Source organism: Cupriavidus sp. 01L415 (genome assembly GCF_056400065.1).
Window position 1 is genome coordinate 617,780 of sequence record NZ_JBFTSP010000001.1, and the last position, 15,914, is coordinate 633,693.

Annotated in this window: 11 protein-coding genes and 1 tRNA gene; 5 read left to right on the forward strand and 7 right to left on the reverse strand. The window is 64.2% G+C overall.

Annotation, left to right across the window (positions count from 1 at the left end; translation table 11 throughout):
• The first annotated feature begins 180 nt into the window (after positions 1 to 180).
• Genes aspA (AC1DOX_RS02855) through cuyB form a run of 3 tightly spaced genes read left to right on the forward strand, consistent with a single transcriptional unit; the run spans position 181 to position 4,492 of the window.
• Complete coding sequence (aspA, locus tag AC1DOX_RS02855) at positions 181 to 1,614, forward strand: aspartate ammonia-lyase (RefSeq protein ID WP_092138057.1); 1,434 nt, start codon at positions 181 to 183, stop codon at positions 1,612 to 1,614.
• A 55-nt stretch (positions 1,615 to 1,669) separates the two neighbouring features.
• Positions 1,670 to 2,983 carry a dicarboxylate/amino acid:cation symporter gene (locus tag AC1DOX_RS02860; protein ID WP_441617900.1) on the forward strand — a complete coding sequence of 438 codons (1,314 nt, stop codon included), beginning with the start codon at positions 1,670 to 1,672 and terminating at the stop codon, positions 2,981 to 2,983.
• Positions 2,984 to 3,034: 51 nt separating this feature from the next.
• Entirely contained in the window at positions 3,035 to 4,492 is a 1,458-nt protein-coding gene (cuyB, locus tag AC1DOX_RS02865; protein WP_477112286.1) for a cysteate racemase, read from the forward strand.
• A 115-nt stretch (positions 4,493 to 4,607) separates the two neighbouring features.
• On the opposite strand, the gene AC1DOX_RS02870 is transcribed toward cuyB, so the two are convergent.
• Positions 4,608 to 5,696: a metal-dependent hydrolase gene (locus AC1DOX_RS02870; RefSeq protein WP_441617904.1), complete on the reverse strand. Its 1,089-nt coding sequence runs from the start codon at positions 5,694 to 5,696 to the stop codon at positions 4,608 to 4,610.
• Entirely contained in the window at positions 5,672 to 6,313 is a 642-nt protein-coding gene (locus AC1DOX_RS02875) for a TetR family transcriptional regulator (protein WP_441617906.1), read from the reverse strand. Before AC1DOX_RS02875 ends, AC1DOX_RS02870 begins: the two co-directional genes overlap by 25 nt.
• 213 nt (positions 6,314 to 6,526) lie before the next feature.
• On the opposite strand from AC1DOX_RS02875, the gene AC1DOX_RS02880 reads away from it, so the two are divergent.
• Positions 6,527 to 9,358: an AMP-binding protein gene (locus AC1DOX_RS02880; protein WP_441617908.1), complete on the forward strand. Its 2,832-nt coding sequence runs from the start codon at positions 6,527 to 6,529 to the stop codon at positions 9,356 to 9,358.
• 28 nt (positions 9,359 to 9,386) lie between these two features.
• On the opposite strand, the gene AC1DOX_RS02885 is transcribed toward AC1DOX_RS02880, so the two are convergent.
• Complete coding sequence (locus tag AC1DOX_RS02885) at positions 9,387 to 10,289, reverse strand: M28 family peptidase (RefSeq protein ID WP_441617910.1); 903 nt, start codon at positions 10,287 to 10,289, stop codon at positions 9,387 to 9,389.
• A gap of 213 nt (positions 10,290 to 10,502) precedes the next feature.
• On the opposite strand from AC1DOX_RS02885, the gene aspA (AC1DOX_RS02890) reads away from it, so the two are divergent.
• Complete coding sequence (gene aspA / locus AC1DOX_RS02890; protein ID WP_441617912.1) at positions 10,503 to 11,921, forward strand: aspartate ammonia-lyase; 1,419 nt, start codon at positions 10,503 to 10,505, stop codon at positions 11,919 to 11,921.
• 132 nt (positions 11,922 to 12,053) lie between these two features.
• On the opposite strand, the gene AC1DOX_RS02895 is transcribed toward aspA (AC1DOX_RS02890), so the two are convergent.
• The 4 genes from AC1DOX_RS02895 to AC1DOX_RS02910 all read right to left on the reverse strand — a co-directional run bounded on the left by AC1DOX_RS02895 (position 12,054) and on the right by AC1DOX_RS02910 (position 15,904).
• Positions 12,054 to 12,140 (reverse strand) — tRNA-Leu (locus AC1DOX_RS02895).
• A gap of 294 nt (positions 12,141 to 12,434) precedes the next feature.
• A complete protein-coding gene (locus tag AC1DOX_RS02900) occupies positions 12,435 to 13,760 on the reverse strand; it encodes an MFS transporter (protein ID WP_441620537.1) in 1,326 nt (441 codons plus the stop codon).
• Between the two features lie 147 nt (positions 13,761 to 13,907).
• Positions 13,908 to 15,230, reverse strand: a complete 1,323-nt coding sequence (locus AC1DOX_RS02905) for an amidase (RefSeq protein WP_441620535.1) — start codon at positions 15,228 to 15,230, stop codon at positions 13,908 to 13,910.
• A complete protein-coding gene (locus tag AC1DOX_RS02910; protein WP_441620533.1) occupies positions 15,227 to 15,904 on the reverse strand; it encodes a DUF2848 domain-containing protein in 678 nt (225 codons plus the stop codon). The genes AC1DOX_RS02905 and AC1DOX_RS02910 overlap by 4 nt, the downstream gene beginning before the upstream one ends.
• Between the last annotated feature and the right edge of the window lie 10 nt (positions 15,905 to 15,914).

Here is a 15,914-nt window from a genome sequence, read left to right on the forward strand (position 1 = left end):
CGGACATTCCCCTCAAAAAAGCCGGTTAAGGCACAAAGCCGCTTCAAAAGCCGAGCACGATAACCGACTTTCTAAAACTATTCTGGTATGGAATAGTTTCATTTTACATCCTCATCAAGTGGATTCTCTTGCGCTCCTAGAATCCGTTTGCGCAAACGAGGCGCACTGATGAGGAACGCGATGGCTATTCAACAAACTTTCAATGGAACGCGGCGCGAGCATGATTTGCTGGGCTACCGCGAAGTGCCGGCAGACGCCTACTACGGCATTCACACCCTGAGGGCGCTCGAGAATTTCCCCATTTCCGGCGACCCGATTTCCAAGCATCCGGAACTGATTGTCGCCCTGGTCGACATCAAGGAAGCGGCGGCGCTTGCGAATCGCGAGCTCGAACTGCTCGATGAAAAACGCTGCAACGCCATCATCGAGGCGTGCAAGGCGATTCGCGCAGGCCAGCATGCCGACCAGTTTGCCGTCGATCTCATTCAGGGTGGCGCGGGTACGTCGACCAACATGAATGCCAACGAGGTCGTCTGCAACAAAGCTCTGGAAATCCTGGGCCACCAGCGCGGCGAATACGACCTGCTGCATCCGAATGAGCACGTCAACATGAGTCAATCGACCAATGACGTGTATCCGACGGCGTTGAAAATTGCCACGTACCGCAGCGTGCTGCGCCTGCTTGACCAGATGGCGCTGCTCGAGTCGTCCTTCGCCCGCAAGTCTGCCGAGTTCCGCGACATGCTGAAGGTGGGGCGGACACAGTTGCAAGACGCCGTTCCCATGACCCTGGGACAGGAATTTGGCACGTATGCGGTCATGCTCAACGAAGACCGGCAGCGCCTCGGCGAGGCACTACCGCTGATTAGCGAGATGAACCTTGGCGCCACAGCCATCGGCACAGGCATCAACGCCCACCCTGACTACGCCGTACTGGTCCGACAGCATCTGTGTGCCGTCAGCGGGCTGCCGCTGCACACTGCCCCCTATCTCATCGAGGCGACTCAGGATTGCGGCGCTTTCGTCCAGCTATCGGGCGTCCTCAAGCGCATTGCGGTAAAGCTCTCCAAGGTGTGCAACGACCTGCGGCTGCTCTCGAGTGGTCCCCGTTCTGGCCTGGGCGAAATCAACCTGCCTCCGGTGCAGGCCGGCTCAAGCATCATGCCCGGCAAGGTCAACCCGGTCATTCCGGAAGTCGTGAACCAGGTGGCATTTGAAGTCATCGGCAACGACATGACCATCACGATGGCAGCCGAGGCAGGCCAACTGCAGCTCAATGCCTTCGAACCCATCATCGCCTACTCGCTCTTCCGGAGCATCAGCCACCTGACGCAGGCCTGCGCGACGCTCGAAGAAAAGTGCGTGCGCGGCATTACCGCAAACAGCGAGCATATGCGCGACATGCTGGACCGCTCCATCGTGCTCGTCACCGCGCTGAATCCATATATCGGATATGCCAATTCGACTGAAGTCGCCAGAGAGGCCCTGGAAACAGGACGGAAGGTGGCTGACATCGTTCTCGAGCGCGGCCTTCTCTCGAAGGAAGCGCTAAGCGAGATTCTTCGGCCTGAGGTGCTGACCGCTCCCCGCGCGCCGATTGCCTTCAGCAAGTAAAGAACCAGGGAACCCCGAGAATTCCTGGCAACACTATCAGTGGGTGGAGGAAACAATGAACACAAAACGATTGACCACGCATATCGTGGCCGCGATGGTTGCGGGTATAGCCGTTGGCTGGCTGTGCCACACGTTGGCCAAGGATGCTCAATCCGCCAAGGAGATTGCCGGCTACTTCAGTATCGTGACCGACATCTTCCTGCGCATGATCAAGATGATTATCGCGCCGCTGGTCTTTGCAACCCTTGTTGGCGGCCTGGCCAGCATGGCCGACGGGGGCGCCGTTGGTCGAATCGGCCTCAAGGCCATGATCTGGTTTGTCTCTGCCTCGGCAATCTCCCTGGCACTGGGCATGCTGCTGGTCAACCTGTTCCAGCCCGGCGCGCACCTGAACCTGACGATTCCCGAAGCGAGTGCTGCAGCTACGAATCTCAAGACCGGAGACTTCAGTCTCAGGGGATTCATTACCCATGTGTTCCCGAAGAGCATCTTCGAGGCCATGGCCGGCAACGAGATACTGCAAATCCTGGTGTTCTCGCTGTTTTTCGGTTCGGCACTCGCATTCGTCAAGGGCACTGGCAAGTCGACCATCGTCAGCGCCATTGAAGAGCTGACCAAGGTCATGTTTCGCATCACCGACTATGTCATGCGCTTCGCGCCGGTTGGTGTCTTCGCTGCCATGGCTGCGTCCATTACCGTGGAAGGCATCGGCGTCCTCGTCAGCTATGGCAAGCTGATTGGCGAGTTCTATCTCGGTCTTGCCATCCTCTGGGCAATCTTGTTCGGCGTAGGGTTTCTGTTTCTCGGCCGCAGCACGGGTCAGCTCGCCAAGCTCATTCGCGAACCCATCCTGCTTGCGTTCTCCACGGCCAGCAGCGAGTCCGCGTATCCGAAGACCATTACCGCCCTTGAGCGATTTGGTGTGTCCAAGCGCGTCTCGAGCTTTGTTCTGCCGCTGGGCTACTCGTTCAACCTCGACGGCTCGATGATGTATCAGGCGTTTGCGGTGATGTTCATCGCCCAGGCGTACAACATCGAACTGAGCTTGATGCAGCAACTGACCATGCTCCTGGTTCTCATGGTGACAAGCAAAGGCATGGCAGGCGTCGCGCGGGCATCGCTCGTGGTCGTCGCCGCAACCTTGCCCATGTTCCATCTGCCGGAAGCTGGCTTGCTGCTCATCATCGGTATTGACCAGTTTTTTGACATGGGCAGAACCGCTACCAATGTCGTGGGAAACAGCGTCGCTACCGCCGTTGTTGCCAAACTTGAGAATGAAACATCACCTGCAACCCATGATGCAGAGGATGTGGGCGCTGCAGAAGGCGTTCTCGCGGTTCAGACGACAAACCGCGTATCCATCACCTAAGCTTGAACTGAGTATTGAAGTCAGTCTCGACAACCAAATCCTCCAAACAGAATGCAAGACCTTACCTTCGGAATCATCGGCGGCCTTGGGACGCTTGCCGGGGCTGACTTGTTCCTCAAGCTCGTGAAAAGCCGTGCCGTCATGGCCGACCAGGGCCGGTATCACTTCCTGTTCGAGCAGCACCCGTTTCGCGACGTTGCCGTGCCGCTGACGCGCGATGCGAGCATGACGGGACGAAAGCTCTACGTCTTCAAGACCTGTCAGTCGTTCGAGAGCAGGAAGGCCGATGCTGTATTGATGCCTTGCTTTGCCTCGCACACGTTCCGCGAGGAGCTTCAGGCGGAACTGTCCGTGCGCATCGTGAACATGATGGACGCGCTCGGACAAGCTCTGCGAGACGCCCTTCCTGACGGAGGTCGAATTGGGATACTGGCTTCCGATTACGTTCGCCATGCCCGGCTCTTCGAGGCGCAATTCGGAGAGCGCTACGAGATCGTCTATCCAACCGATGCCGCGCAGGCAACGCTGATGGAGGCGATGTACGGCATTGACGGCATCAAGGCGGGGAATACCGAAGGCCTGTGCCTCGAGCACGTACATCAGGCATGCCAGGAACTGGTCGATGCCGGAGCGGCACTGATTGTTCCGGGCATGACCGAGCTTTCCCTGGTCGCCTCGGCGCTGCAGCGGCGCGGAATCGCAATCGTCGATGTGAACCAGGTCTACGCCGACTACGCAACCTCGCTTGCCGACGGGCAGGTCAACCTTGTCTTCAAGCTCGGCATCGTAGGCGGAGTGGGCCCCGCTGCAACCGTGGACTTCATGGGCAAGGTGGTGAAGAACACGACTGCGTCAAAGGACCAGGACCATATCAAGATGGTTGTCGAGCAGAATCCTCAGATTCCCGACCGGACGGCAAACCTGCTTCGCCACGAGGCCGACCCCACTGTCGCGCTCTACGCGACCTGCAAGCGCCTCGAGTCCGAGGGGGCAAATGCCATCGCAATACCTTGCAACACGGCGCATGCGTATGTAGAACGCATCCAGCCACATCTTTCCGTGCCGATTGTGAATATGCTGACCGAGACGGTCACGCACATCGTCAACAAGTACGGGAAAGGTACCAAGGTGGGATTGTTAGCGACGTCGGGCACTGTCGAAAGCCGGGTCTATCACGATGCCGCGGCAGGACAGTTGGAGCTGGTTGCACCGGAGCCCGCGTACCAGGAGATGGTCATGGATGCCATCTATGGGCCCGAAGGCGTAAAGGCGGGCTACACCCAAGGCCATTGTGCAGACCAGTTGCGGGCCGCCATCTCGCACCTTCAAGGCCGAGATGCCAGGGTCCAGATCCTTGGCTGCACCGAGCTTCCACTTATCTTCGCTCAAACCGACAACTTTCGAGTTGCCGAGGAGACCGTTGCATTGGTGGACCCCACGGACGTGCTCGCAAAGCGCTGCGTTCAGCTTGCTCGGCCAGGGGCTGCTGCATCTCAGCCTGGCGACTGATCGCCTCGGTCGAGTGTCGTGGAACGTCAGGTTGGCGATACCACGCTGATTGACGCCTGCACCGTGGCCATCCTGACAGGCCAGGCCGAGGCTTATTTAGCCACTTCATGCCGTCCTATTCGAGCAGCCGGCGTTCGTCCTGGCTGAAGTAAGCGAGCCGGTAGAGGCGCCATGGCGCCTGCGCGCTGCCGCGGCAGAAGCCGTAGCGAAAGGTGTCCTTCGACGCAGGCAGGTCATAGCGCAGATCTGTGAACCAAAGGCAGGGCGTGGGCTCCCCCGGCATGGACGATATGGCCTCACCGGACACATTGGAGTCCGACAAGGCCGGGTAGACCGCAAAGCGCCGGAAGCCGGCAAAATCCTGCCGCGCCCAGAGTTGCCGCGCCTGTGCCTGGTCTTGCGGCGCTTCCGGCCAGCGTGGCCTGCGCACCCAGTCGATGCGCTCGGGCGACACATAGGACTGCGCCATGGCAGGCAGATTCCCTAGCAATTCCCATCGCGGCAGCAAGGGCGGATGGCCTGCGAGATTGACGTGGGCGATGCGATAGTCCTCCTCCCGGATGGCGATCAGTTTCCAGTTGAACGGAGAGAACGGCTGGGGAAGCGCATCCAGACTCAGCACCTGGATGCCGTTGGCGCGTAGGGACTCGGCGCCGAGCCGCTGCGCCCACTGCTTGAGCACGCCTTGCAAGCCCACGTAGGCGCAAAGCAATGCGATGCCCGCCAGCGCCCAGCCGCGCCGGGCAGGTGCGTGATACCAGGGCATGCCCAGGCTGGCGATGATGATGCCGCTCAGGACCGGATCGATCAGGAAGGTAGTGCCAAGGCTGAAGCGCCGCTCCGACCAGGGATAGAGGACCTGGGTGCCATAAACGGTGATGAGATCCAGCACGATGTGGCTGGCCAGGCCCAGACCGCTCACGGCCAGCGCCTCTGCCCAGGCCTGTCGGCGGCGTGCCGCCAGACAGAACGAGGCGGCCAGCAGCGCCCCCCAGGCGGGGAGCAGCAGCAGGGAATGCGTGGGTCCTTGATGCCAGTCCGCCAGAAAGCGCAGGGGATTTATCAGGAAACCCAGGAAATCGGCATCCGGGAAGGCCCCGGCGACGGCGCCCAGCAGCAGCCGCTCGCGTGTGCCGAGGTGCCTGCCAGCGGGGACGGCGAGCGCGGCTTGCGCCCCCATCAGGGCATGGGTGACTGTGTCCATGCGGGTCCTGTCGGTCCTTCGCGTACTGCGCGCGTGCCGCCGGCGCGGCGCGGCGCCAGGCATTCGGCGCAGCGCAGCTGCCGCTGGAGCCAGGCATGCGAGCGACCGGCGTCCGACGAGTCGTCGCGCAACCAGAGGCCGAAGGTAGAGACAAAGATACCGGTCAGCACCACCTCCTCCAGTTCCCTGCGCCAGCCGGATGCTGGCAAGTGGGCGGCCTCGCGGATCCACTGCACGGTCCGGCTGATATGCAGCAGGCCTTGCACCTGCAGGTGCAAGTGCTCCGGCTGCAGCTTGTAGCGCAGCATCTCAACGGTGAGCCGCCGATGGGGGGCCAGTGCTTGCAGCCAGGCGAGGATGGCTTGCTCAAGGCGCTCCCTCGCCGGCAAGGCGGCCCAGCCTTCTCGCCCGGCCGCGCGAACGAGGGCAAGATCGGCCCGGGCAAACCAGGCCTCGGCCAGGTCGTCCTTCTGCTGGTAGTGCCGATGGATCTCGGCCAGCCCGATCTGCATGGATTCGGCAACCTCATGCAGGTGCAAGGCATCCCAGCCTATGCGCTCGGCCAGTGTCAGGGCGGCCTCCAGAATCTGGTTGGCCTGGACCGCGTCTTCGTTCATGGCTTCGCTTTCCCCGGGAATCCGCATCTGCGTTACCTCCAAGGATAGAGATGCATGCCGGACAGTGGCACGGTGCCTGGGCGAATCCCTGCGTCAAATCCGCAATCCCGCCTTCGAGTGCTGAATCCGACAGTTGCGGCCTTGTACCTGCCTCGACAATTCCTCCACGCCGCCTATCTTAAGGGTGTGTCAGTCCCAGCCGCAGTCCCCCGCATGAGACAGGATTTACCTCCTCGGGAAACATTCGATGACGCCTTGCTCGGCCTTGTCCGGGAGATGTCGGTGGCCATGCGCCAGCCGGCCGATGCCGAGATGCCGGTGTCGCTGGACAGCACCCTCGAAGGGGATCTGGGCTTCGACAGCCTCACGCGCGCCGAGCTGTTGACCCGCATCGAGCACAGCTTCGGCGTCAGCCTGCCCGAACAGGTTCTGGCCCAGGCCGACACGCCGCGCGCCTTGCTGCGCGCCTTGCTCGCCGCCAAGGACCTGCCCCCCGGCACAAGTGGGGCGATCCTGCAGCGCGCCCGTCCGCTGCCGGCGCAAGCCCCCGACAGCGCCGACACCTTGCTGGACGTACTGGACTGGCACCTGCGCCGCCACCCTGATCGCACCCATATCATCCTGCACGATGGCGCGGGCGAGGACACGTCGATCAGCTTTGCGCAATTGCACCGCCGCGCCACGGCCGTCGCCTCAAGGCTGGCCGAGCACGGCCTGCGGCCGGGCATGACCGCGGCCATCATGCTGCCCACCAGCCCCGAGTACTTCTATTGCTTCTGCGCCGTCCTGCTGGCGGGCGGCATTCCGGTGCCGCTCTATCCGCCGGCGCGGCTGGCGCAGATTGGCGATCATCTGCAGCGCCATGCAGGCATTCTGGCCAATGCGCAGGTGCCGATCCTGATCACGGTCCCGCAGGCCAGGCCGCTGGCCGCTCTGCTCAAGGCCAGCACCGGGATGCTGCACAGCGTGCTAACGCCGGCGGAGCTGGAAGCCACTGCCGGCGCGCCAGTCCACGCCACCGTACGCGCGCACGACATTGCCTTGCTGCAGTACACGTCGGGCAGCACCGGCTCGCCCAAGGGCGTCGTCCTCACGCATGCCAACTTGTTGGCCAACCTGCGGGCAATGGGCCAGGCGCTGGACGTCAGCGCGCAGGACGTCTTCGTCAGCTGGCTGCCGCTCTACCACGATATGGGTCTGATCGGGGCATGGCTGGGCAGCCTTTACTACGCCTATCCGCTGGTGGTGATGTCGCCGCTGGCCTTCCTGGCGCGGCCCGAGCGCTGGCTCTGGGCCATCCACAAATATCGGGGCACGCTGTCCGGCGGCCCCAACTTTGCCTATGAACGCTGCGTCCGCAAGCTGAGCGATGCCGAACTGGAGGGGCTCGACCTGAGTAGCTGGCGCTTTGCCTTCAATGGCGCCGAGCCAGTGAGCGTGCCGACCGTGCGCGCCTTCCTGCAGCGCTTTGCCCGGTACGGCCTGCGTCCGGAAGCCGCCAGCCCGGTGTACGGTCTGGCGGAAGCTTCGCTGGGTCTGACCTTTCCGCCGCCGGGCCGCGGATTGGTTGTCGATCGTATCGGCCGTGCGGAATTCGCGCGCGCTGCCGTGGCGGTTCCCGCCGGCGCGGACGAGAACGACCTGCTGGAATACCCCTCCTGTGGCCGCCCCCTGCCCGGCCACGAGGTCCGCATTGTCGACGCGACCGGCCGGGAGCTGGCCGAGCGTCACGAGGGGCTGCTGCAGTTCCGCGGCCCCTCGGCCACCAGCGGGTATTTCCGCAACCCGCAGCAAACCCGGCTGCTGTTCGATCGCGACTGGCTGAACACGGGGGACTATGCCTATGTCGCGGGTGAAGAGATCTTCATCACCGGGCGAGCCAAGGAGACCATCGTGCGCGGCGGCCGCAATATCTATCCCTACGAGCTGGAGCAGGCGGTCGGCGCCATTCCCGGAATACGGAAGGGCTGCGTCGCCGTCTTTGGCAGTGCCGATCCGGGCAGCGGCACCGAGCGCATCGTGGTGATGGCGGAAACCGCCGAGAAGAACAAGCCTGCGCGCCACACGCTGCACCGGCAGGTACTGAAGACCGCCATCGACGTGCTGGGCATACCGCCCGACCATGTCGCCCTGGTGGCCCCGCACAGCATCCTCAAGACGTCGAGCGGCAAGATCCGCCGCGCCGCATGCCGCGAACGGTTCGAGCACGGGCGCCTCGACCGGGGCCAGGAAGCGCCCTGGCTGCAGATCGCGCGCTTCGGCTGGCAGGCGCTGCTGCCGCAGTTCCGGCGCGGCCGGCAGACTGCCGCGAGCCTGTCATATGCCCTCTATGTCTGGGCCCTGTTCGCCGCGCTGGCTCCGGCAACCTGGCTGGGCGCGGTCGTGCTGCACCGGCCGGAATTGGGCTGGGCGCTCAGTCATCGCGCCGCCCGCCTCCTGCTCAGGCTTGGCGCCGTGCCGTGGTTCGTGGAGGGGCTCGATCGCTTGCCACGAGACCGGCCATGCATCCTGGTGTCGAACCATGCCAGCTATCTGGACGGCATCGTGCTGGTAGCAGCCTTGCGCTCGCCGGTGTGCCTGGTGGCTAAGCGCGAACTGCGAAACCAGCCCATTCCGGGCGTGTACCTGGCCAGCATCGGCGCCGACTTCTTCGATCGCGCCGACACTCGTCGCGAGCACGAGGACGTGGAGCGCCTGGTGGCGGCGGTGCGCGCCGGGCATTCGGCGCTGTTTTTCCCGGAAGGCACGTTCGGGCGTGCGCCAGGACTGCAGGCCTTCCGCACGGGTGCCTTCCTGGCGGCCGCGCGTGCCGGCGCGCCGGTGGTGCCGGTCGCCATCCGCGGCACGCGGTCCGCCCTGCGGGACGGGCAATGGCTGCCGCGCCGCGGGCCGGTCGGCGTGGTCATCGGCAACCCGCTATGGCCCAACGGAAATGATTGGCCGGCCGTCTTGCGCCTGCGCAACACGGCGCGCATGGAGATCCTGCACTACTGCGGCGAACCCGATGCCTTGCGCGTGAAACACCAGAACCCGAGGCTGGCCTAGCCCGTGGCCACTGACGCAAACCTTCGGCCTACGCCTTGTCAGGGCTCGCGCCTCCTGGCCTCAGCGACGCGACGCTCGCGGCCAACCCGTGCGTCACCGCGGCCATGCGACCATAGTCGAGCGTGGTGGGTACATCGTGCGCGGTATGGTAGTTCGGATTACGCAGATAGGCGGTGTCCGTCACCATGATGGCCGGATAGCCCTGGCGCCAGAAGGAGGAGTGATCGCTCGAGGCGACCCCGGGTACCCACCACGGCAGCGCCGCTGCTTCGAGCGGAAAACCGGATGAGGCCCGGAACGCGTTGACCACCCATTGCAATCGACGCCACGAGCGAAGATTGGAAACAAAAGCGATAAAGTTGCCACGCGTAGGATAGAAGTAACGTAGCAGAGGCGGATAGCGTTGGGTGCCAGGTTCGTCCAGGTAGTAACCCAGCATCTCGAGCGATAGCATCACGTGAATGCGATCTCCGCGCAGCCGTGCGGCTCTTGCATACCTCAGGCTGCCCATGTCCTTGCGAAAGAAGAACGGCGCTTCCTCGTTCACGAACGCAACGCAGCGTACCGTGTGCCAGGGCGAGAATGCCTGAAGCATTCCCCCGATCTCGAGCAGCGCGGCGACCCCGCTGGCGTTGTCATCGGCCCCGGGGCTGTTCCGCACGGTGTCGTAGTGCGCGCCCAGCACAATGATTTCGTCAGGCTGACCGCGGCCTGCGAGCGCAACCTCGATATTGGCGCAGGGGACGCCTCGCACCTGATATTCCTGACGCATCACCGCACAGCCAAGTTTGGCCCATACCTGTGCGATATAGTCGGCTGCCGCATGCAGCGCGTCCGGCCGAAACACGTTGCGTTCGCCAATGTCTCCGGCAAGGACCTTTACATGACGCTCCAACGCCGCAGCCAGGTCGGGGTCGTGCGCAGTCAGCATACAGTTCGATAGTCCTTCTTATCTACGGGATGGCGATGCGCTGGACCGAACGATCTCTCCGCGACGCGTACATCGCAGATTCGGCGTGATCCGAGGGCTTTACCGATGGCCATCCATTGACTCTAATGAAGACGTCTCCAGCCGTTCCTCGCCGGGCAGACACTGCCCAGGTCGATCGCATGGCTTCTCGCCAACCCTCTATCGGAGTGCATCGTGACTACCACCTATCGCACCGAAGCCGACCTGCTTGGCGAACGTCGGGTGCCGGCCGACGCCTACTATGGCGTCCATACCCTGCGGGCCTGGGAGAACTTCCAGATTACCGGTACACCCATCTCTTCGTGGCCACAACTCATCATTGCGCTGGCCTCCGTCAAGCAGGCCGCCGCCGAGGCCAATGCCGAGCTGGGCCTGCTACCTGCCGCGTTGCGCGAGGCCATCATCGCCGCCTGCCATGACTTGAGGGATGGCCGCTTGCACGATCAGTTCATCGTCGACACGATCCAGGGGGGCGCGGGCACGTCGACCAACATGAACGCCAACGAGGTGATCTGCAACCGGGCGCTCGAGCACATGGGCCATCGGAAGGGAGAATACGCCTACCTCCATCCGAACGAACACGTAAACATGGCGCAGAGCACCAACGACGTCTATCCAACGGCACTCCGCATCGCCACGTGCTTTGCGATCGAACACCTGCTCGAAGCGATGGAAGTGCTGCGCAGCGCCTTCGACAGGAAGGCAACGGAATTCGCGGGTCTGCTCAAGCTTGGCCGTACGCAGCTTCAGGATGCGGTGCCGATGACGCTCGGGCAGGAGTTCTCCACCTATGCCGTCATGCTGGAAGAAGACATGGCGCGGCTGCGCGAAGCAGCGTCGCTGATTCGCGAGATCAATCTCGGCGCGACAGCCATCGGTACCGGCATCACGGCCCATCCTGACTATGCCGCGAAGGCGTTGGCCGCGCTGCGGCGCATCACCGGCCTCGATCTCGCGCTGGCGCCGAATCTTGTGGAAGCCACGCAGGACTGCGGCGCCTTCGTCCAGATCTCCGGCGTGCTCAAGCGGATCGCCGTCAAGCTCTCGAAGACATGCAATGACCTGCGACTGCTGTCGAGCGGCCCGCGCGCAGGACTCGGCGAGATCAACCTGCCCCCGATGCAGGCCGGCTCCTCCATCATGCCCGGCAAGGTCAACCCGGTCATTCCGGAAGTGGTCAACCAGATCGCCTTCGAGGTATTCGGCAACGACATCACCATCACGTTTGCCGCCGAAGCAGGCCAGCTGCAGCTCAATGCATTCGAGCCGGTGATCGCCGCGAGCCTGTTCCGGAGCTTCCGGCATCTGACCAACGGTTGCCACACGCTGGCCGAGAAATGCGTGAATGGCATTACCGCCAACCCCGAGCGCCTGCGCGAGACCATCGAACGATCCATCGCACTGGTGACGGCCCTTAACCCCGTCATTGGCTACAAGAACGCGACTTCGGTCGCCTCCCAGGCCTTTGCGGAGGGCAAGACGATCCGTGAAGTCGTGCTGGCGCGCGGCCTGATGACCCCGGAGGCCCTGGAAGACGCGCTACGACCCGAAGCACTGATCCAGCCACGCGCGGACATGCGCGCCAAGACATGAAGTGTTGTTAAGGGGGTGATCCGAATGCGTGGGATTCGCCCGCCAGGCCTTGTCTGGCTTGACTTTGCGATGTTTAGGGGTGTGGAACTACTGGAAGAGATAAAGTTGCAGATACGCAACTTTTGATGTGGTTGGTGCGAGGGAGGGGACTCGAACCCCTACACCATTGCTGGCGTCAGGACCTAAACCTGGTGCGTCTACCAATTTCGCCACCCTCGCGGTCCTTGCGGCGCCAACCCTGACGGGGGGCCGCGGTCTCGTTGGCGGGCGCGATGCGCCCTGACAAAGCAAAAAAGGCGGCTGGAACTGCCCGCCTTTCACTGGCTGCCTTGCCGGGGGTCCGGCCGTGCCGCCGGCGTAACTTCCGCCTGCGGTGCAACGAGGCTGCGGATTGTAGCGCAAGGCGCCACGGGAATCCAGCCCCCTGCCCGCCAGCCACGGCGCCAACACGTGCGTCGTCAGCCACGGGGCCAAACCTCGTGCCGTCAGCCCGTGGCGTCAACCCTTGTGCCGTCAGCGCCTGGCGCGGATGAACGCCAGCACCAGCACCGTCGCGCAGGCCTCCAGCGCCGCCACGAAATACAGGCCCGACGACAGCCGGCCCGTATTGGTCTTGAACCAGCCGATCATGTACGGGGCCACGAAGCCGGCCAGGTTGCCGATCGAGTTGATCAGCGCAATGCCGCCGGCGGCGGCCGTACCGGCCAGGAAGGCCGACGGCAGCGACCAGAACACCGGGAACGCGGCCAGGATGCCGATCGACGCCACCGTCAGCGCCACCAGTGCCAGCACCGCGCTATGCAGCCAGAGGCCGGTCAGCGTCAGGCCCACGGCGGCCAGTAGCGTCGCCATCGCGCAGTGCATGCGGCGCTCGCCCGAGCGGTCCGAGTGAATGCCGTTCAGCACCATTGCGATCGTTCCCGCCACGAAGGGGATCGCCGACACGAGTCCAATCTGCAGGTTGCCCTGCACGCCCAGCTCCTTGATGATCGACGGCGACCAGAACGCGATCGTCGCGTTGCCGCTCACCACGCAGAAGTAGATCGCGGCGCAGATCCATACCCGGACGTTGGCAAAGGCATCCTTCAGGGCCGAATGCTTGGCGGGGTCGCGTGCCTCGGCTTCCACATCGCGCGTCACGATGTCCTTTTCCGCCTGGGTCAGCCAGCCGGCATTGGCGGGCTTTTCCGGCAGGTACATCAGCACGGCGATACCGGCCAGCACCGACGGAATGCCCTCGATGACAAACAGCCACTGCCAGTTGGCCAGGCCGTCCACGCCATCCATCGCACTCATGATGAAGCCCGCCAGCGGCCCGCCGATCACGCCGGCGATGGCGAACGACGTCATGAACAGCCCATTGATGCGGGCCCGGCGCTCGGCCGGAAACCAGTACGTCAGGTACAGCACCACGCCCGGGAAGAAGCCCGCTTCGAAAATCCCCAGCAGGAAGCGCATCCCGTAGAACTGCGCGGGCGTCTTCACGAAAATCATCGCCATCGAGGCCAGGCCCCAGAGGATCGTGATCCGCGCCAGCGTCTTGCGGGCACCGATCTTCTCCAGCAGCAGGTTGCTCGGCACCTCGAACAGGAAGTAGCCGATGAAGAAAATCCCCGCGCCCAGGCCGTAGACGGCCTCGCTGAACTGCAGGTCCTGCAGCATCTGCAGCTTGGCAAAGCCGACGTTGACGCGGTCGATCCAGGCCAGGATGAACAGGAAGACGAGGAACGGAATCAGGCGCACGGTGATCTTGCGATACGCCTCGTTGCGTTGCTGAGCCAGTTGCGCGGGAGGCAGGCTCTCCAGGGCGCCCGGGGCGCCGGTCATCACGGAAGACATCGGTGACTACTCCTTGGTGTGGTGGGCGGGGCCCCGCTACATTGGCGGGGCCCTCTCGCTGGGCGCTGTGCTGGCGCGCGGCGGCAGGCCGTGGGAATCCGGCCGATTGCAAAATTGCCAGGTTGCTAGATCAATGACTGCATCACTTCACGAAAGTCCCTGCTCGATGGCGCCAGCCACCTGCAGCACGCGTGCGTCCTGCCCGTGCAAGCCGCACACGCCGAGACCAATCCCCTGCGCCACGGGCAGTGATGCCGCGCAGCCGTCCAGGAAATTGATCACGCTCGGATTGCGCAGGACCAGGCCGTTGGTGGCGAAGAAGTCTTCGTCACGCTCCAGCGCGTCCAGGCGCGGTGCGCGCACGGCGACGGTCGGCATCAGCCAGGCGTCGGCATCACGCAACCGGTCGGCCGCGCGGCGTTGCATGTCACGGCGTGCCGCCAGCAGTTCGATGTAGTCCGTCGCGGTCTGCTGCTGCCCCCTGCGGATGCGCTGGGCCACGCGCTGGTCATAGCGATCGCCCTGCTCGGCCAGCAACGCGCGATGCCACGTCCACGCCTCGGCAGCGGTCAGGCCGCCACCGGCGTTGATCTCGGGCAGGCGGCACAGCTCGGGGAAATCGAACGATACGATGCGGGCACCCAGCGCCGACAGGCGCGACAGCGTGGCCTCGAACGCCTCCGCCACTTCCGCATCGAGCCCGTCGCAGACGAAATCGTGCGTCACGTACAGGCGCAGGCCGGCGAGGTCGGCGGGCCGCGTGTCGAGCGTCTGGCCACTCAGCACCGCGTCCATCGCCACGCAGCAGGCCACCGAACGCGCGAGCGGGCCGGCCGAGTCGAGTGAGGTCGACAACGGCACCGCGCCATCGAGCGGCACACGGCGCGCGGTCGGCTTGAATCCCGTCAACCCGCAAAATGCCGACGGAATGCGGATCGAACCGCCCGTATCCGTGCCGAGCGCGGCAACGGCCATCTCCCCGGCAACGCTCACCGCGCCACCCGAGGTCGATCCACCGGCAACACGCTCCGGATCGAATGGCGTACGCGGCGTGCCGTAGTGCGGGTTCAGGCCGAGGCCCGAGAACGCAAACTCGCTCATATTGGTCCGGCCGATCAGCACTGCGCCGGCGGCACGCAGGCGTGCCACGGCCTGGGCATCGGCCTGCGCCGGGGCATGGCCGTCGAGGGCCTTCGATCCGGCGCGCGTCACCTGCCCACGCACATCGAACAGATCCTTGATCGACACCGGCAAGCCAGCCAGCGGCGACGCCACCAGCCCTGCGGCGCGCGCCTGGTCGGCGGCACGGGCCTGCGCCAGTGCGCCGTCGGCGTCGACCTGCATGAAAGCGGCACCGCCTGCCTGCATGTGACGGTCGATGCGGGCCAGCGCGTCCTCGGTCAGCGCCACGCTCGTGGTGCGACCGGCCGCGAGCGATGCCGCCAGCGCGGCAATGGTCGGGGCGCTCATCCGGCCACCGCCAGGCTTTCCACGCGATAGGCGTGGCGCAGCGTCCGGTTGCGTACCGGGTCGTGCAGTTCCACTTCAAAGGCCTCGCCGTGGCCCAGGTCGCCGATGACGGCCTGCGTGCCACAGAACATCGCCGTTCCCGGCGGCAACTGCGGCTCGCCGGTCAGCCGTTCGATCAAGTCGCGCGGGTCCAGCAGGCGCGTGACCTTACCTTCCTGATACAGCGCACGCTGACCGTTGCGCACGCGCCAGCAACGCATTTCCAGCCTATCCCAGTGATCCATCACCTCATCGAAGCGCCAGATCTCCCGGCCCATCGGCTTGGCGCACATCTGCTTGGAAACGGTCACGTCATAGGCCTCGACCTTGCGGTCGGTGTGATCCGAGCCAATGCCGATGTACAGCGCATCGTCGCCCTGCAGCAGCACGAACTCGGTTTCGCCCGAGGAGTCGTCGCGCGGGACTTCCATGGTGGTGTCGGTGGTCAGGAGCGATGCGGCCAGCGGATAGAACGTCGGCACGGTGGCGGGCGGCTTCACGCCCAGCGCCTGCAGCTCCTCGATGTGATGCTGGACGGCGTCCTTGTCGCGGCCGGTCCAGCCGGCGATGATCAGACGTTCAACGTCGAGGGCGAGCGCGCCCCCGCCGGCTACCTGGAAATTCAGTGTCGGCATTGCGTACTAC